The following is an 18133-nucleotide window of genomic DNA, read 5'->3' as shown; positions in this document are numbered from 1 at the left end:
AAGGAGAATGATTAAATTTCTTCAACGATTCGTTCATGATTGGTATACACACAAATGTCTCCAGCTGTCCGCAATGCTTCTTCAGCAATTTCTTTAGCACTAAGAGATGAGTGCTTGGCAAGGACTCTACCTGCTGCCAACGCATAGAATCCTCCTGATCCGATGGCAATCATGCCATCATCAGGTTCGATGATTTCTCCTGTACCCGCAACGAGTAGCAATTTCTCCTCATTCATGACGAGTAGCATTGCTTCTAATTTTCGGAGCACTTTATCGTTGCGCCATTCTTTCGCTAGATTAATTGCTGCTCGGTCCAACTGACCATTGGCTTCTTGAAGTTTCCCTTCAAACATATCAAACAGTGTGAATGCATCTGCAACTGAACCGGCAAATCCAGCAACAACTTTCCCGTTGTAGATTCTTCGAATTTTCTTTGCTGAATGCTTCATCACCGTTGCCTGACCGAACGTTACTTGACCGTCACCTGCCATCGCCCCTTTTCCGTTATGGCGAATGGCAAAAATCGTTGTCGCATGGAAAGACTGTTCCATGTTGCCTCCTCTCAGGCGCGTGGATGTGCACCTTTATAGACCTTTCGCAGACGCTCTGTCGTTACGTGAGTATAGCGGTTGAGTGGTTGACAAGTCCAGATCCCTGAGCAACGCCTATACCGCTCGTAAATCCGCACCTTCGTTCAACAGATGTGTTGCGAATGTATGCCTTAGACTATGCGGAGAAATGTGTAAGGTGTGCGAAGCTTCTTGAACCCGTTTCGTAAGAATGTAGCGAAGCCTACGATCCGTAAGTGGACCCGAGCGGAAATTCAAGAACACTCCTGTTTCTTCATGCTGTAGCAACGCTTGCCTGCCATCTTCCATATACCGTCGAACGGTCGCCATCGCAAAGGCTCCAACTGGAACGTATCGTTGCTTTAACCTTTACCGAGTACAAGAATGAGGTCAGCACGATTATCGATGTGTTTAACTTGAAGACCGATAAGTTCACTTGCTCGAATGCACGTTGCGTAAAGGAGCTCCATAATAGCCAGATCTTTGTTGAAGCGGGAAGTCACCTCCACAAGCATCAAACAATACTTGCAGTTCTTCTTTATACATAAATCGCGGTAAGCAATTGGGTTGCGAGGGGAAGTGTGTAAATGCTGTAGGGTTCTCCGAAACCACTGATTCCCGTTTTAAGAAACGATAAAACGTTTTTAATACGGATCATTTACGAGCGATGCTCATGCGTTTTAAACCTTTATCATGTAATCGCGTCAAATAAAGTCGAATGTGCACACTCTGTGCAGACAAGCATCCTGCATCCACGCTCTCAGCATCCAAGAAATACTTCCAATCTTCGAGTTTGCCGACTGAATGCTTAGATTGTGTGCACGGAAGCATTCTTCTCTATTTGTAGATATTGAAAAAATCTTTGATAAGGATCTTGTGCAGTTGTACACATGATCATTCACCTCATTAAAGCGACTAAATTCTATCATATAACCTGAGCAATCGCAACCTAAACGCCTTCTTTTTTCATAAAATTCTGAACGGAGCTCAGCGCTGTTCGTCCAAGGTACTCGTACCTTTCTTTCTTTTTCATTCGCTCTTTCGGACGAGGCACAAGCCCAAAATTTGCATTGATAGGTTGAAAATGATCAGGATCTGCCGTCGTAATATATTCTGCCATTGCGCCGATCATCGTTTCTTTCGGGAAAATCGTTAATTCATTACCTTTCACAAGGTTTGCCGCGTTAATGCCTGCAACAAGCCCAGAAGCAGCGGATTCCACGTACCCTTCTACACCGGTCATTTGACCTGCAAAGAACAAATCATTTCGCTCTTTATATTGATACGTCGGATGAAGAAGTGTCGGACTCTTCATAAACGTGTTACGATGCATCACGCCGTAGCGGACGATGTCCACATTCTCTAGACCAGGAATAAGGCGAATCACCTCTTTTTGTGGCCCCCATTTCATATGTGTCTGAAATCCGACAATGTTGTAAAGACTGCCTTCAATATTATCTTGACGCAGTTGAACGACTGCATATGGGCGCTCTCCCGTTTCAGGGTGTTCTAGACCAACGGGCTTCATTGGTCCAAAGAGAAGTGTCTTCTCTCCTCTTGCTGCCATTACTTCGACAGGCATACAACCTTCAAAAAACATTTTCTTTTCAAATTCACGCAACGGTACGGTTTCTGCGCGAATAAGTGCATCATAGAAAATCTTAAACTCAGCCTCTGTCATCGGGCAGTTAATGTACGCCGCTTCCCCTTTGTCATAGCGCGATTTGTAGTACACCTTGTCCATGTTTATGGAGTCGGTTTCCACGATCGGGCTGCCGCGTCGTAAAAGTACAGTTGATCTTTTCCTGTCAAATTGATAATGCTCTCTGACAACGCAGACGACGTCAATGGGCCCGTCGCAATAATTGTCGGTCCATCAGGAACCTCTGGAACTTCATCGCGCACGACTGTCACGAGAGGATGATTGTGTAGTGTGTGTGTCACTTTTCCAGCAAAGTCATGCCGATCAACGGCAAGTGCCCCGCCTGCCGGAACTGCACTTGCATCGGCAGATTGGATGACGAGTGAATCTAAATATCGCATTTCTTCTTTTAAAACACCAACGGCATTGGCCAAAGAGTTGCCTCGTAGCGAGTTCGTGCAGACGAGCTCAGCAAATTGTTCGGTATGGTGAACGGGTGTCTTTTTCACCGGTCTCATTTCATAAAGCGTCACCGGTACGCCGCGATTCACAAGTTGCCACGTGGCTTCACTTCCTGCAAGGCCAGCACCGATAACATTTACGGATGGATATTGACTCACATTCATCACCTCGTTTTAGATACGTACATAACCTTATCTTTCCATTATACGTGATTGCCTGTTTGTTAGAAAAACAAACATTCAGTGAACAATTTTACACATAAGGAAGCGCCCCTTTATAGAAAGGGGCGCTTGTGTCTTAGTTTGGTTCTTCTTCATAATCACACTTAGTACATTGTACTCGCACTTCTTTTTTCGTTTTCTTTTCCACGAGCAATTGTTGACATTTAGGGCATGGTCTAGCAATCGGTTTGTCCCAAGAAACAAATTCACATTCTGGGTACCGTTCACACCCAAAGAATGTTCGTTGTTTTTTGCTCTTTCGCTCAACCACATCGCCTTTTTTGCACGTCGGGCAAGTGACGCCAATCTTCTTTACAATTGCTTTTGTATTGCGGCAATCTGGGAAGTTGGAACATGCCATGAACTTTCCGTATCGGCCCATTTTAATCACCATCGGATTGCCACACACTTCACAATCTTCACCAGCGGGCTCGTCTTTAATTTCAACTTCTTGCATTTCTTTCTCCGCAACGTCAAGACGTTTTTCAAACCCTTTGTAGAAATCGTCAATAATGCCGATCCAGTCCGCATTGCCTGCTTCAATCTCATCCAAGTCTGTTTCCATTCGAGCTGTAAACTTGACATTTAAGATCTCAGGGAAGAACTCAACGATCAGATCAAGGACAATTTCCCCTAATTCAGTAGGTACGAAACGTCGATCTTGGAGCGCAACGTAACCTCTTCTTTGAATCGTGTCGAGTGTTGGAGCGTATGTCGAAGGCCTGCCAATGCCAAGCTCTTCCATCGTCCGTACGAGTCGTGCTTCTGTATACCTTGGCGGAGGCTGCGTGAAATGTTGGTTCTCATTTAGTTCTGTTGACGTTGCCGTCTCGCCTTCCTTAAGCTCAGGTAAATACTTCTTGTCATCTTCTTCATTGCCGTCATCGTTACCCTCAACGTACACTTTCATGAAACCAGGAAACTTCACTTTAGATCCTGTCGCCCGAAACAACACACCGTTGTTCGTCAAGTCGACACTCATCGTATCCATTACAGCAGGAGCCATCCGGCTTGAAACCATCCGCTCCCAAATGAGGCGATAAAGGCGCAACTGGTCTCTTGACAAGTAGCTCTTCACTTCTTTTGGTTCTTTCGCAACGGTTGTCGGTCGAATGGCCTCATGCGCATCTTGGGCGTTTTCATTTTGTTTTGTTTGTTTCCGTTCAGCCCGAGGTATTCTTTGCCGTACTTGTTCTCAATGTACTCCCGCGCTTCTTCTTTAGCGGTATTGGAAATACGTGTGGAGTCGGTACGCATATACGTAATCAAACCGACAGTCCCCTCTTTTCCAAGGTCCACACCTTCATACAGCTGTTGCGCCAGCATCATTGTTTTCTTCGCTCGAAAATTTAGCTTACGAGCCGCTTCTTGTTGCAATGAAGATGTCGTAAACGGTTGTACTGGGTTACGCTTACGTTCCTTTTTTGTCACGGAGTCAATATGAAAATCGTTTCCCTCGAGTTTGGCCAGTACGTTTTTCACATCTTCTTCCGTATGGAGGGATTGTTTCTTTTTATCCACGCCATAAAATTGTGCATCAAACGTTTCTTTTTCATAAGAGAATTGACCACGAATGGACCAATACTCTTCAGGTTCAAATTGTTGGATTTCTTTTTCCCGCTCATTAATCATCTTTACAGCAACCGATTGGACACGTCCGGCACTTAACCCTTTTTTAACTTTCTTCCATAATAACGGGCTAATATTATACCCAACGAGACGATCGAGGATGCGCCGAGCCTGTTGCGAGTCAACAAGGTCCATATTAATGGGACGTGGGGTCTTAAACGCACCCTTAATCGCATCTTTAGTGATCTCATTAAAAACAACGCGGCAATCCGAGTCCTGGTCAATATCTAAGCTGTGCGCTAAATGCCACGCAATCGCTTCCCCTTCACGGTCGGGGTCGGCAGCAAGATAGATTCGTTTCGCTTTCTTGGCTGCTTGTTTTAATTCTTTTAGGACCGGGCCCTTTCCACGGATCGTTATATATTTCGGATCGTAGTCTTGCTCCACATTCACGCCCATCTGAGATTTAGGTAAATCACGGATATGGCCCATGGAGCTTTAACCGTATATTTTTTTCCCAAATACTTTCCAATGGTTTTCGCTTTTGCGGGAGATTCAACGATTACAAGGTAATCTGCCATCTCTAGAGTTTCCTCCCCCTCTTTTTAAATGTAAACCTTCCCTATTATTGAACACCCATTTACAATTTGTCAAACACTAGTGTCCATAAATCGGTGAATTTTTATGAAATTAAGACAATACATGCATCGAAAAGCGGATATTTAAGAAGGGATTAGATCGTCTACGGTTAACACCATTTTAGCACCTTGTTGAATAAGCCGATTCGTTCCGACACTCGTGCTCACACCGACATTCCCAGGTAAGGCGCAGACGTCTTTCCCTTGCTCTAAAGCGCAATCGACCGTAATTAGTGTGCCTGATCTTTCACCTGCTTCCACAACAAACAACAAATCACCTAAGGCGCTAATTAATCGGTTCCTCTCTGGAAAATGCCATTTTTGTGGCGCCACATCTGGTGGGTACTCACTAAGTAGCAAATGATTTTGACTGATCGTCTTGGCGAGACCTTGATTTTCTTTTGGATAAATGTGGTCGTGGCCACTCCCAATGACTGAAATTGTCTTGCCGTTATTACCAATCGCAAGCTTATGGGCGAGCGTATCGATTCCACGTGCGAGCACTTACGATAACCGTGTTTTGATGAACGACGGGGACGAGCAACTCATTTAAACGAGCTTTACCGTATTCACTTGGATTTCTCGTACCAACAACAGCAAGTGTTTGGGTGTCATTTAATAAATGCTCGTGTCCAGACACATACAAAACGGGTGGTGGGTCGGATAAATACCGGAACCGACCTGGATACTCATCATCTACGATCGTCACAGAGCGAACGGAGCCTTTCGTATAGCGACAGACGACTTCGTCGACCGTAATCGTCCGCCAATAGTGTTGCCACTGCTGTATGATATCAGAACGGCGGTTTGTGATCTGTTGTAATGATTCGTGTGAAAGATGAAAAACATCTAACGTAGGTACTTTGAGAAGCAATTGACGTAAAGATGCGGAGGTCATGCGGGGCGAAGAGTGGAGGTAAATGAGGCGATTGCGCGTTTCGTTAATCTGAACCGCTCCTTCCAGATAATCTTTGAATATTCTGTTATATTATAAGAAAAAATGACTGTTGTCCAGTACGAATGTCTTGCATTTTTATTTTTTGTAGCAATAAACACCACACATTAGTGACGCTGTCCACTGGACCCTTCGTTTAAACCATTACAGCCATATAACTGATCTGCCATCGGAATTGTTCAAGATGATAAATACTAGTTAAAACGATGAAGCAAAGACATTCACGGAGCCTATGGTCGAGTTTGAACGTGGAACCGAAAAATATTTCCAAAGGACCACCGATTGGAATCAGGTTCACTCCTATGTGACCGTTTTGCCTCTTTCTGCTTCCAATCGATGCTTATCTATATAAGTAGAACGAAAGAATTTCACTGAATCCGATGACCGAGATCGGTCTTTCCAGGCAAACGCCTACCGATCGACTGTTGAAGTTCATCTCACTTCGATGTCGATCGTTGTTCGTTACTGCAAGGGTTGTGGGCAACACGGCAGACGTTTGTTGAATGGTCAAAAGACGTGACCGATGGTCGCCACCTCGCGCAATCATGTGATCTCCTGGCACGTATGTGACAATCCAGCCTTTAAACCGTGCACTTTCGGTCCTTAACGGTCACATATATTCAGATTTGTGACCGTTGACTCCGTTTATGTGCGCATCCACGTTTAAAATGATGATTTTTCCTTCTCAAGTGTCACATTAATGAATATATGGGACATTTGGGCATCTTTCCACACCGTGACCAGTAGGCAGAAACGTGAACCGTGTTGCTCTTGTGCTCTGGAGTGTCAAGAAAACACGGTGGGCGTACTTTGACCACCGATGTTGCACTTATGCTCTGAAGTGTCAAGAAAACACGGCGGGCGTACTTTGACCACCGATGTTGCTCTTGTGCTCTGGAGTGTAAAGAAAACACGGTGGCTGTCTTTTGGCCACCGATGTTGCACTTATAGTCTGGACTGCATAGAAAACACGGTGGGCGATCTTTGATTACCGATGTTGCCTTGTGCTCTGGAGTGTCAAGAAAACACGGTGGGCGTCTTTTGACCACCGATGTTGCACTTATAGTCTGGACTGCATAGAAAACACGGTGGGCGTACTTGGGCCACCGATGTTGCACTTGTGCTCTGGAGTGCAAGCATCCGCCTGGCGTGGAAAGCAACAACAAACTGTGCAATTAGGAAAATGCTAAGTTCATTTTATATAGATTTATAAGAAAAACAATCTATATAAGTTGAACAAAATAATTTCTTCAAGAACCAATGGTAAGCTTGGTAAAGTGGAAACTGTGCTCGAGTTGAGAGAAATCTCAGGAAAAACGGTATACTCCCATAAACTAAGCATCAGAATGAACGAACTCGGTAACAGATGATAAGGTCGTGTACATCCCCGCCCAGAAGTACCCACAACACGCCGGCGCAGTTCGCGCCGAACCGAGTGCGGTTTCGTTTCGGCCCCAGCGGGGCGACGTGTCGTTGGCACTTCAGCCTGGAATCTGCGCTCCAGTTTTTGAACAATCTGCGCGCAAAACGTGTAAACTAGCGCCCAAATTGGCACCCAGCACCACGCTACCCCTCCCACCCAACGCTCAACAGCGCAAATCAGGAAAATCTTACGTTTATTCTATTTAGAATACCGCTATGAATAAAAAAACGGATATCCGAAAGGGATATCCGCTTTGATCTTATTTTACTTCATGTGTAAGGCATGCATCGTAAAGGTTGTTGTCTTTTAAAACACCAATCAATGTTTCACCGATAACTGCAGGTGTTTCTGCAACTTCGATGCCACACGCGCGAAGCGTTTTTTGCTTTTCTTCTGCTGTACCTTTACCACCAGAGATAATCGCACCCGCATGACCCATACGCTTTCCTGGAGGTGCAGTGGCACCGCCGATGAATCCGACGACAGGCTTCGTCATGTTTTCTTTAACCCATTCAGCAGCTTCTTCCTCTGCAGTACCGCCGATTTCACCGATCATAATTACGGCTTTTGTGTCTTCATCTTCGTTGAAAAGTTTCAACGTATCAATGAAATCTGTACCGTTAACAGGGTCACCACCAATACCGACCGCTGTTGATTGGCCGATGCCGTTGGAAGACAGTTGATCTACTGCTTCGTACGTAAGGGTACCTGAACGGGATACAACACCGACGTGACCTTTTTTGTGAATGTAACCAGGCATGATGCCAATTTTACATTCTTCAGGCGTAATAACACCTGGGCAGTTCGGTCCAACGAGGCGTGTATTTTTTCCTTCCATATAACGTTTCACTTTTAACATATCAAGAACTGGAATTCCTTCTGTGATACAGATGGCTAGATCAAGTTCAGCGTCTACCGCTTCCATAATTGCGTCAGCTGCAAAGCCAGGTGGAACGTAAATGACTGTTGCATTTGCTCCTGTTGCTGCTTTCGCTTCAGATACTGTATTAAATACAGGTACACCTTCAATTTCCGTACCGCCTTTTTTCGGTGTGACACCGCCGACGATTTGTGTACCGTATTCAAGCGCTTGCTTTGTATGGAATAGTCCGGTACTGCCCGTAATACCTTGAACAATAACCTTCGTATCTTTGTTAATTAAGATACTCATTGTAGTTGGCCCGCCTTTCTATTTTACTAAAGCTACAATTTTTTCTGCGCCATCAGACATCGTGTCTGCAGCTGTAATGTTAAGTCCTGATTCTTGAAGGATTTGCTTACCTTCTTTCACGTTCGTACCTTCAAGTCTTACGACAAGAGGGATTTCAAGGCCGACTTCTTTCGTCGCCGTTACAACACCTTCTGCAATAACGTCACACTTCATAATCCCGCCAAAAATGTTGACGAAGATCCTTTTACGTGCTTGTCCGAAAGAATGATCTTAAAAGCTTCGGTTACCTTTTCAGCTGTTGCACCGCCCCCAACGTCGAGGAAGTTCGCGGGTTCGCCGCCTTTATACTTGATAATGTCCATTGTAGCCATCGCAAGACCTGCACCATTTACCATACAACCGATGTTTCCATCGAGGGCAATGTAGCTAAGATCAAATTTAGACGCTTCAATTTCTTTCTCGTCTTCTTCATCAAGATCGCGGTACTCCACGATGTTGTTTTGACGATAAAGTGCATTGGAGTCGAAGTTCAACTTCGCATCAAGTGCAAGCACGTCACCTTGCTTTGTCGTTACAAGTGGATTGATTTCAGCGATTGAGCAATCGTTATCAACGAATACTTTATATAATCCATCCATGAACTTCACGGCTTTGCCGAGTGCGTCCTTTGGAATATTCATATTGAAAGCAAGTCTTCTCGCTTGGAATCCTTGCAAACCAACAGCAGGATCAATGAACTCTTTGAAAATCTTTTCAGGAGTTTCCTCAGCAACTTCTTCGATTTCTGTACCGCCCTCTTCAGAGCCCATAAGTACAATACGAGAAGTACTGCGATCAAGTACTAGTCCAATATAGTATTCTTGGTCAATGTCACAACCCTCTTCAATAAGAAGGCGTTTCACTTCTTTTCCTTCAGGTCCAGTCTGATGCGTGATGAGCGTTTTTCCTAGAATTTCATCTGCGTATGTACGCACTTCATCTAAGTTTTTCGCTACTTTTACACCGCCGGCTTTTCCGCGTCCACCTGCGTGGATTTGGGCTTTTACAACACTGACTTCTGTAGATAGCGACTTGGCTTTCTCAACCGCTTCATCTACTGTAAAAGCAACATGCCCAGTAGGTACAGCAACACCGTACTTTCTGAGTAACTCTTTACTCTGGTACTCATGAATATTCATGTTCTTTCCATCCTCCTATGAGTACATTCAGTTTCATAAGATGCGGACGTTTGGCGAATGAATCGCCTACCGCAAGCTCATTACACACATGTTTAATCGTAACACAAAATGTTCATCCTCAAAAGTTATATGTGCAATAACTTTCAATCTTGCCCACACATTTCCATTAAAAACATCACGCATTGGGCACGCCCTTTATTATACATTAGTTCTGACGATTCGACACGGTTAGTTTTTTGGGAAAATAACTCATGTGTACGTCATCAACGTAAGAACCGTCCGCTTCTTTCCGGAGCTTCTCTACTCTCGCGTCTTCCAAAAATCCGAATTTATCATAAAGACTGATTGCTCGCTTGTTCGAGGCATACACTTCCAGTGATACTTTTTCTAGTCCTTCTTCTGCTTCGGCCCATTTCAAAAATTCAGTGAGCAACTTTTTGCCAATGCCTTGGCCAGTGAAGTGTTCTTGGATACTCATGCCCATCATCCCCCCATGCTTGTAACGCGCGCGCTCGTTTCGTAAAAAGCCGAGCATCCCGATAACCTGTCCGTCATAAATGGCGACAAACATACAGCTCCCTGGTTGCAAATGTTGTCTCAACCACGCCGTTTCAACGGATACGTCGATCTTCCATTCATCCAGTGTACGCCCCATGAATGCAGCATTTTCTCGCAAGACTTGTTTTTTATGATTGATGATTGAAACGAGGTCTTGAAGCTTCACATCACGAATGATTACAACATCATACATTTCTAAATACCTCCTGAAAAGAAAAGGGCTTGCCGCTGTGAGATCCACTCACAGGCAACCCCTATATCTTTATGTGACATTCAACGCTTTAAATTGACTCATCACTAAATCGTAATACTTGCCTTTTTCTTTCATCAGCTTCTGGTGATTGCCCTGTTCCAGAATATTTCCTTGTTCCAAAACAATAATGTTGTCCGCTTCACGAATGGTCGATAACCGGTGAGCAATCATGACCGACGTTCTCCCTTTCAAAAGCGTGTTTAACGCTTCTTGAATTTTCAGTTCTGTCTCTGTATCAATACTTGCAGTCGCTTCATCCAAAATAATAATTTTAGGATCTGCAAGTAGCGTCCGAGCAAAAGAAAGAAGTTGTCGTTCTCCAACGCTTAAAATGTTCCCGCGTTCTTCAACTTCAGTTTCGTAACCGTCCTGAAGCCTGCCGATGAATTCATCCGCACCAATCGCTTTAGCCGCCTGTTCTACTTCTTCATCGCTAGCTGAAGGTCGGCCAAAACGGATGTTTTCTCGAATCGTTCCAGAGAATACAAACGTATCTTGAAGCACAGTGCTCACTTCTTCTCGTAAGCTGTTTAATTGATAATCTTCGAGCGCGTTTCCGTCAAGATATACACGACCGCCTGTCGGGTCGTAATACCGGCCAATCAGGTTGGCAATCGTCGATTTCCCTGAGCCCGTATGACCGACGAGTGCAACCGTGTCCCCCGCGTCGATCTTTAACGAGACTCCGTCCAACGCTTTTCTCGATTCATCATAACTGAATGTCACATCGTCAAAGACAATTTCTCCATCGAGCTTTTCAGCTGTATAACCGTCCGCTTTATTTTTAATATTTGGCCGCTCATCGAGAAACTCAAAAATTCTTTCTGAGGAAGCCATTGCAACGAGCAGCTGGTTGTACACTTGCCCGAGTCGAGAGATCGGCTCCCAAAACATCCCGAGAAAGAAGGCAAACGAAACGAGAACACCAAAGCCAATTGATCCTTGAGCGACGAGGTACGCGCCGTACCAGATGAGCACTGCCGAACCAAGGGCGTTAGACATTTCCACAAACGGGCGAAAATATGCACTTTTCTTTGAAGCTTCTTCCCAAGCGTCATAATTCTCGCGGTTGATGCCATCAAAGAAATCCATGTTGTTGTCTTCTTGAGAAAATGATTGTGTCACGCGAACCCCTTGTATGCTTTCATTCAAATGCGAGTTCAATTTCGCTTGACGAATTCTGACGGTTTGCCATGAACGACGAATGTTTCTTCGTAATTTCGTTGAAATGAAAAACATGATTGGCAAAACAATTAAAACTGCTAACGCCAATGGTGGACTAAGTGTAAAGAGAATAATAATGATGCTCACGAGCATGACGATATCCATGAGCATGTTGATGATCCCGTTTGTAAATAGCTCTTGCAACGCATTCACATCGTTAACGACACGCACGAGGATCGATCCTGCCGATCGTGAATCAAAGAAACGGTTGGATAACCCTTGAATATGGTTAAACAATTCCTTTCTTAATGCATGGATTGCGTTTTGACCGATTTGATTCGTCCACTTTATCCGAAATCGGTTCGCAAATAATGAGAAAATATACAAACTTAAAGCAAGAACCGCTAGTTGCAGCATTAAACCGTAATCCTCGTCAGCGAGGGCGTAATCGAGTGCCCACTGACCGATGATAAGCGGAACAATCAGCCGAACGATTGTTGTGATGAGCATGGCAACAATCGCTTTAGGGATGAGTCCTTTGCTTTCTTTCATGTACTTGAACAATCGAGCTAACTTTTCCCAGTTGAAAGGCTTCTCGATTGCCGTGTCTTGACTGTAATGAAATCGCTCCATTACACGACTCTGCTTACTGTTTTGCTGTGACACGAGGCTTGCCCCTTTCAACTAATCGTTTGCGCTTTAATTGCTTCTAAATCTTGATATTGAATATCAAATATTCTACGGTAGAGGCCATTCTTTTCTAATAGTTCATCGTGACGTCCTCGTTCTTTTATCGTGCCTTCTTCTAGTACAAGGATCTGATCCGCATGTTGAACACTCGAAATTCGATGGGCAATAATAAATGTCGTTCTGCCCTTCATGAGCTCCTTAAATGCCGCTTGAATCTTGAACTCCGTTTGCATATCAACAGCACTCGTCGCATCATCAAGAATGAGTATGCTCGGGTTCACAAGCAATGCTCTTGCAATTGAAATTCGCTGCTTTTGCCCTCCCGATAGCCCCATGCCCCGCTCTCCAAGCACCGTGTCATAGCCGTTCGGTAGCCCTTCAATAAATTCATGAGCATCTGCGCGTTTGGCCGCTTCAACAATTTCTTCTAAAGAAATACTCGGATTTCCGTAGGAGATGTTGTCACGGATTGAAGATGAGAAAAGAAAGGGCTCTTGGAGAACAAAACCGATGTTTGCTCGAAGCGATTGCACCGTATAATCTCGATTGTCAATTCCATCGATGGTGATGGATCCATTCGTTGCTTCATAGAACCTGGCGATTAATTGTGTGATGCTGGACTTTCCAGCACCTGTCCCTCCCATAAGACCAATGGTTTCCCCTTCATTTGCTTTGAAGTTAATGGACGAAAGAGCAGCCTTTTTCTCGGAAGGATAATAAAAATCAACCTCTTTAAATTCAACTTCTCCCTTTAATCGTTTGGCGTCGGTCGCGTTAGGAAGATCTTGAATATCTTCAGGCTCATGCAGCACTTCAAGCAGACGCTCTCCTGACGCTTTCGATTGGCTAAAGGTGTTAATGATAAACTAGGTTCATAAGTGGACCCATGATGTACCAAACGAGGCTGAAGAACGCAACAAATGCTCCAGGCGTTAACGTCCCATAAATCGCTAAGTATCCTCCGTAAGCTAAAAGAAGGACGACGGCGATGTTTCCGATGAATTCCATTACCGGAAAGTATTTCGCCCAAATTCCTGACGTAAACAAATACCGATCTCGATAGTGAGAGTTTTTATCATCAAATCGCGTCTTCTCAAAGTCTTCTTTGGAGAGTGATTTGACCGTTTGAATACCACTGACGTTCTCTTGAACGCGCGTATTTAAACTGGCCATTGAGATACGAATTTCTTTAAACGCAGGATGTACGAAGCGGTCAAACCGTTGCACGGTTACCGCGAGGACTGGCATCATAAAAAGCGTGACTAACGCCAATTGCGGTGAATAATAAAACATGACGATCAAACTGAAAACGACAATCATAACAAAGTTAAATAACTGCGCAAAACCAAATGATAAAAAGAAACGAAACCCTTCTACATCCGCGGTTAGTCGCGACATTAAGTCGCCTGTACGAGCATTATCGTAATAGCGAAATGGCAAAAATTGCAACTTTTCATACAATCTTTTCCGGAGTTGGTAGACGGTTTGAATGCCGAACAGATCCCCCCAATATTGATTGAAAAATGCTGCGACTGCTTGAGCATCATCACGAAGATAAACCCGATGGATAAAATGGGGATGAGACTGTAGTTTTGGTTCACAATCCCTTCGTCAATTGCCAGCTGTAGAAAAATAGGATAAACGACAGTTAAGCCAGTCACAAAAATGAGTGAGAGAATGGAGCCGATAAAGTACTTACGATAAGGCCAGAAAAACTCTTTTAACTGCTTAAATATCTGCATGAATGCATCACCTTCTTGTCACATTAAACTATCATTCAGAAACGTTGAAAAATTGTCACTCGATAAATATACCGTGTTTCGAAATAAATTGCTAGCGATTTTTGGAAATTATCTAAAAATGTTCGGGTCGTTTTTACGATAGAAAAGGCATGATGTTTTCACGCAACCATGCCTTTGCCTTTTGAAACAATTAACGATCAGATTCTTTTTGCTCGTCTTGTTTCTGTGATTTTTTGTCGTTAGCTTTCGCTTTGGCATCCTGTTCAATTGCAGCATAATGAATGCCAAATTCATGTGCAATTTCTTCGTTAAATTGAGTCATCAGCGTCTCGCTTTGTGTAACGTCGAGCAAATTCTTTTTTTTCGTCAACGCTGGTCCCTCCTTTCTTATCTTTCCCCTCTATCGTTCCCGTTTGTTTGAATTTCTTTCATTTCTCTCTCCACTTGATAAATAAAAGCAAACACTTCAGCAACCGCTTCATACAAGTGCTCTGGGATCGGCTCATTCACGTGTAAATGAGACAATAATTCAGCAAGGGACGGGTCCTTTTGTACCGGAATTGCTGATTTCTCCGCGGATTTTTTGATCTGGTCAGCCACATGTCCATACCCTTTTGCTTTGACAACGGGCGCGTCTGTGCGATCTTTGTCATAACGAAGAGCGGCTGCAAAATTTCGTTTCTTCTTCATATTCTTATGTCCAATCGCTTTGAAGTTTTCGTATTTTCTTGCTCATGTTTTTGTAGTGTTAATACAGGTTCTCCATTTTCTGGCTCTTCCCACTGGAATTTTGACAACACGAATCCTGCTTGCTCCAGCCGATCTGTTAAAAGCGGGATCATGACCGTCTTTATCCACTCTGGTTCCTGTTGTTTTGTGCGAATGTTTAAGAAAAGTTGCTCTTTGACGACTTGCATGTCAATGACGGTGTCACCGAGCATTTCCAGATTTAGAAAAAACAGAATTCGAAAAGCTTCATGATCCTCTCGCTTGTGTAGTAAAAACAAATCGGTATATGTTTCTTCTCGCTCTAGTGGAATATAAAATGCTTGAAAGTCATGAATTGCAGCGAGCAGATGCGTGCCGGCAATTTGTTGGGCGACGGAAGTAAATAATGTTACCGCCTGCGGGCTCATCTCCGTATTGATTCCACGCTCCAACGTTTGCACGAGCATTCGTTGACTCGTACTCGTGTCTAGTAATTGTTTCACTTGTTGTACGTGCATCGCTTCTTGGCCAACAAGTCGCTGCAGAGCTACGCGTTCATGAGCGGTTAGGTTTTGAAGAGAGAGGATCGTTTTCAAACGCTCAACCATCTGTGAAGACGGGGTTAACCATGTGCCCACTCACGCGATTGAGTATACGCTGGATACGTCTCTTTTAGTTGGTGTATAAATGTCTCTCTCGTCGCGGTTGCCACTCCCTCGTTCACAAGCCCAATCCTCGCTAGCAACATTCTTGCCCCTTCTCCCTATGGTGCGGCACTTCTCGTCCAGTTGCTTCTTGGAGCAATTGCTCCAATCGGGAGGTCGTCACTGCCTGATTTGCTGAAACAGTCGATCTTTCTAAAAGGGTCGTAAGCAATTGTAGAAATTGATTGGAGGACGGTGTTGCCGCTTGCATCGTCGTGGAGCTTTGCAGTTTACGAAGGGACGCTGATGCCCCTTGGTCTCCTCGCGTGAAAGCGTCGATGGCTTGATAGACCGAAGGGGTTAACGGCAAAAGTTGTTGAATCATCGCTCCGACAATCTTCACAGCGTGCGCATCTTTTCTTCCAATCGCTTTAAGCAGTTCCCCCCCTTGTTGCAAAGCATTCGTAGTAAACGGCGTTTCGTCTCTTAAGAAACGACCGAGCAACGCCCGTTCCTGCCGGTTATTCCCTAGACCTGTTGCACTCAATTGGTCTTTAGACGGGGAGTTGGACGGGGTGGGAAATACTTTCAAGTGGACCTCACCTTTAACCGACTGCACTTGAAATAAATAGCGCTCATTCGCTGTGAGCGGGGCTTCGAGACGAGCAACCATTGAACCACCGGATGTATGTACAACCGCTTGACGTCCCCTATAAATCTTTGTAATTCGTCCACTAAACCATTGGCCAGGCGTTAGTTTAGGCTTACCGAGCGTTAGATCTCTTGACACCGATAATGACCGGTTTATGTTTTGATGGTCCATACCTACACCCTCTCTTAGAGCACGCGATCGGCGACTGGGCGGAAACTCAAGCGATGTTCAGAAGAAGGTCCATAATCATCAAGAGCATCAAGATGGCGCTTCGTCCCGTATCCTACGTGCTGGTCAAACCCATACACCGGAAAGCGTTCATGAAGCTTCCTCATAAACCTGTCTCTCGTCTCTTTTGCGACAATCGAGGCGGCTGCTATGGCAGCACTGTGCTGATCGCCTTTCGTCAGTGAGGTTTGGCGAATGGGCACGGGTAACGTCATCGCATCAACGAGTAAATGATCCGGTTGGGTCGGCAGGTTTTCAATTGCCCGTTTCATTGCTAATTGCGTAGCATAATAAATGTTAATTTCGTCAATTTCTTCAACAGTCGCCTCACCAATGCCTACAACGCACGTTCCATAATGAGGTATATAGACGGGCTCTCTCTTTTTGTGACAGTTTTTTTGAATCATCAATGCCCGGCAGCATCACGTGCTCAGGGATCATGACTGCAGCTGTCGTCACCGGTCCTGCAAGTGGACCTCGCCCGACTTCATCAATGCCTGCAAAGTTCCACGTGCGACAGAGACGATACTCTTCATTTCTTTTATCGGTATATATGTTCAAATCTGTTGTTTGTTTTTCGATGAGTGCATCATACTGGGCGAGAAGCTTTTGAATGCCTTTTCTTTCGTCTGCACGCATCGCTTTAAGCCAGTTCTCGTCATGCACTGCACCTTCTTCAAATAACTGGGCTTTCACTGCCGTTATGCTTTCTTTATTCATCGTTTTCTCCTTTTTAAAAAAAGGGAGCGTTACGTGTAGACGGTCGTTATGGCCGTTCTAGCGTAATTCTCCCTAACTTCTCTGAACGAAACTCCCTCAAAATCAGTTCGGAAGTTTGATCAAAATCGATGTCTCCTCCACTCATTAGACACCCTCGTCTTTTTCCAATTTCTTCAAACCACGCCACATCTTCACTCGGAGCTTCTTTTATGTTATAGCGAACAGTTAGCGCATTTGGGTAATGTTCTTTAAGATAACGAATCAAATATAGGGCAACATCAGAAAAGTCTAGACGCTCATCTTTAATGGCTCCTGTCGCTGCCAATCTAAGGCCGACCGTTTGATCTTCAAACTTTGGCCAAAGGACACCTGGCGTATCGAGCAGCTCCATTTTTTTGCCAACTTTTAACCATTCGTTCTTTCTTGTCACCCCTGGTTTATTCCCAGTTGTTGCTTGGTTTCTCCCGACAAGGCGATTAATGAGCGTCGATTTTCCTACGTTTGGAATGCCGACAATCATGGCACGCACAGAACGTTGTCGAATGCCTTTTTGCTTCAACTTATCCATCTTCGGTTCTGCCTGATTGAGCACTTCTTTAATGAGCGTTTGTATGCCTGTGTTTTTCTTGGCGTCCACCACGACTGCTGCTTGTCCACGTTGTTCGTAGTGGGCGACCCACTCTTTCGTTCGTTCCGGATCTGCTAAGTCTGGTTTCATTAAAACGAGCACTCGCGGCTGGTCAGTTACGACTTCTTCTAACACCGGATTTCTAGAAGATTCTGGGATGCGGGCATCAAGCAGTTCAATCACGACATCGACTTTTTTAATATTTTCTTTCATCTCCCGGATGGCTTTAGCCATATGTCCGGGGAACCATTGTATTGTCATGGTTACAACTTCCTTTACTTTTAGAAGTGCGAAAAAGGAGCCTGTATGGTGGCAAGC

Annotated in this window: 17 protein-coding genes and 4 pseudogenes; all 21 read right to left on the bottom strand. The window is 44.6% G+C overall.

Annotation, left to right across the window (positions count from 1 at the left end; genetic code table 11):
* Window positions 1–11 precede the first annotated feature (11 nt).
* The 21 genes and pseudogenes from hslV to ylqF all read right to left on the bottom strand — a co-directional run bounded on the left by hslV (window position 12) and on the right by ylqF (window position 18076).
* Complete coding sequence (hslV, locus tag JCM19039_RS02535) at window positions 12–551, bottom strand: ATP-dependent protease subunit HslV (protein ID WP_042423625.1); 540 nt, start codon at window positions 549–551, stop codon at window positions 12–14.
* Window positions 552–665: 114 nt separating this feature from the next.
* A complete protein-coding gene (locus tag JCM19039_RS25030; RefSeq protein WP_238544900.1) occupies window positions 666–899 on the bottom strand; it encodes a tyrosine-type recombinase/integrase in 234 nt (77 codons plus the stop codon).
* A gap of 32 nt (window positions 900–931) precedes the next feature.
* A complete protein-coding gene (locus JCM19039_RS27685; protein WP_373974839.1) occupies window positions 932–1039 on the bottom strand; it encodes a hypothetical protein in 108 nt (35 codons plus the stop codon).
* Between the two features lie 479 nt (window positions 1040–1518).
* Window positions 1519–2831 (bottom strand): annotated as a pseudogene (gene trmFO, locus JCM19039_RS02525) (FADH(2)-oxidizing methylenetetrahydrofolate--tRNA-(uracil(54)-C(5))-methyltransferase TrmFO).
* Between the two features lie 139 nt (window positions 2832–2970).
* Window positions 2971–5044, bottom strand: a pseudogene (gene topA / locus JCM19039_RS02520) (type I DNA topoisomerase).
* 141 nt (window positions 5045–5185) lie between these two features.
* Entirely contained in the window at window positions 5186–5605 is a 420-nt protein-coding gene (locus tag JCM19039_RS21430; protein WP_052398448.1) for a DNA-processing protein DprA, read from the bottom strand.
* A complete protein-coding gene (locus JCM19039_RS21425; protein WP_193744125.1) occupies window positions 5571–5975 on the bottom strand; it encodes a DNA-processing protein DprA in 405 nt (134 codons plus the stop codon). The genes JCM19039_RS21430 and JCM19039_RS21425 overlap by 35 nt, the downstream gene beginning before the upstream one ends.
* Before the next feature lie 421 nt (window positions 5976–6396).
* A complete protein-coding gene (locus JCM19039_RS23555; RefSeq protein WP_152550054.1) occupies window positions 6397–6603 on the bottom strand; it encodes a hypothetical protein in 207 nt (68 codons plus the stop codon).
* Between the two features lie 1135 nt (window positions 6604–7738).
* Window positions 7739–8650 carry a succinate--CoA ligase subunit alpha gene (sucD, locus tag JCM19039_RS02510; protein ID WP_042404459.1) on the bottom strand — a complete coding sequence of 304 codons (912 nt, stop codon included), beginning with the start codon at window positions 8648–8650 and terminating at the stop codon, window positions 7739–7741.
* A gap of 18 nt (window positions 8651–8668) precedes the next feature.
* Window positions 8669–9828, bottom strand: a pseudogene (sucC, locus tag JCM19039_RS02505) (ADP-forming succinate--CoA ligase subunit beta).
* A 205-nt stretch (window positions 9829–10033) separates the two neighbouring features.
* Complete coding sequence (locus JCM19039_RS02500) at window positions 10034–10579, bottom strand: GNAT family N-acetyltransferase (RefSeq protein WP_042423623.1); 546 nt, start codon at window positions 10577–10579, stop codon at window positions 10034–10036.
* A 69-nt stretch (window positions 10580–10648) separates the two neighbouring features.
* Window positions 10649–12436, bottom strand: a complete 1788-nt coding sequence (locus JCM19039_RS02495) for an ABC transporter ATP-binding protein (RefSeq protein ID WP_152550076.1) — start codon at window positions 12434–12436, stop codon at window positions 10649–10651.
* A gap of 47 nt (window positions 12437–12483) precedes the next feature.
* Window positions 12484–14235: pseudogene (locus tag JCM19039_RS02490) on the bottom strand (ABC transporter ATP-binding protein).
* Between the two features lie 190 nt (window positions 14236–14425).
* Window positions 14426–14605: a hypothetical protein gene (locus JCM19039_RS02485; RefSeq protein ID WP_042423618.1), complete on the bottom strand. Its 180-nt coding sequence runs from the start codon at window positions 14603–14605 to the stop codon at window positions 14426–14428.
* 17 nt (window positions 14606–14622) lie between these two features.
* Window positions 14623–14925: an EscU/YscU/HrcU family type III secretion system export apparatus switch protein gene (locus JCM19039_RS02480; RefSeq protein WP_042423616.1), complete on the bottom strand. Its 303-nt coding sequence runs from the start codon at window positions 14923–14925 to the stop codon at window positions 14623–14625.
* On the bottom strand, window positions 14922–15539 hold the full coding sequence (locus JCM19039_RS02475) for a hypothetical protein (protein WP_042423613.1): 618 nt from the start codon (window positions 15537–15539) through the stop codon (window positions 14922–14924). The genes JCM19039_RS02480 and JCM19039_RS02475 overlap by 4 nt, the downstream gene beginning before the upstream one ends.
* Window positions 15540–15565: 26 nt before the next feature.
* Entirely contained in the window at window positions 15566–15691 is a 126-nt protein-coding gene (locus JCM19039_RS26235) for a hypothetical protein (RefSeq protein ID WP_255343612.1), read from the bottom strand.
* Window positions 15682–16410 carry a hypothetical protein gene (locus tag JCM19039_RS02470; RefSeq protein WP_042423610.1) on the bottom strand — a complete coding sequence of 243 codons (729 nt, stop codon included), beginning with the start codon at window positions 16408–16410 and terminating at the stop codon, window positions 15682–15684. The genes JCM19039_RS26235 and JCM19039_RS02470 overlap by 10 nt, the downstream gene beginning before the upstream one ends.
* Before the next feature lie 14 nt (window positions 16411–16424).
* On the bottom strand, window positions 16425–16874 hold the full coding sequence (locus JCM19039_RS25025; RefSeq protein ID WP_255343611.1) for a ribonuclease HII: 450 nt from the start codon (window positions 16872–16874) through the stop codon (window positions 16425–16427).
* On the bottom strand, window positions 16795–17187 hold the full coding sequence (locus tag JCM19039_RS26230; protein ID WP_052398445.1) for a hypothetical protein: 393 nt from the start codon (window positions 17185–17187) through the stop codon (window positions 16795–16797). Before JCM19039_RS26230 ends, JCM19039_RS25025 begins: the two co-directional genes overlap by 80 nt.
* 46 nt (window positions 17188–17233) lie before the next feature.
* Complete coding sequence (gene ylqF / locus JCM19039_RS02460) at window positions 17234–18076, bottom strand: ribosome biogenesis GTPase YlqF (protein ID WP_042423607.1); 843 nt, start codon at window positions 18074–18076, stop codon at window positions 17234–17236.
* Between the last annotated feature and the right edge of the window lie 57 nt (window positions 18077–18133).

The sequence above is a fragment of the Geomicrobium sp. JCM 19039 genome (assembly GCF_000698145.1).
GTDB lineage: Bacteria > Bacillota > Bacilli > Bacillales > Marinococcaceae > Geomicrobium_A.
Note: the sequence above shows the minus strand (reverse complement) of the source record. Positions and strands in the feature narration are given on the sequence as shown.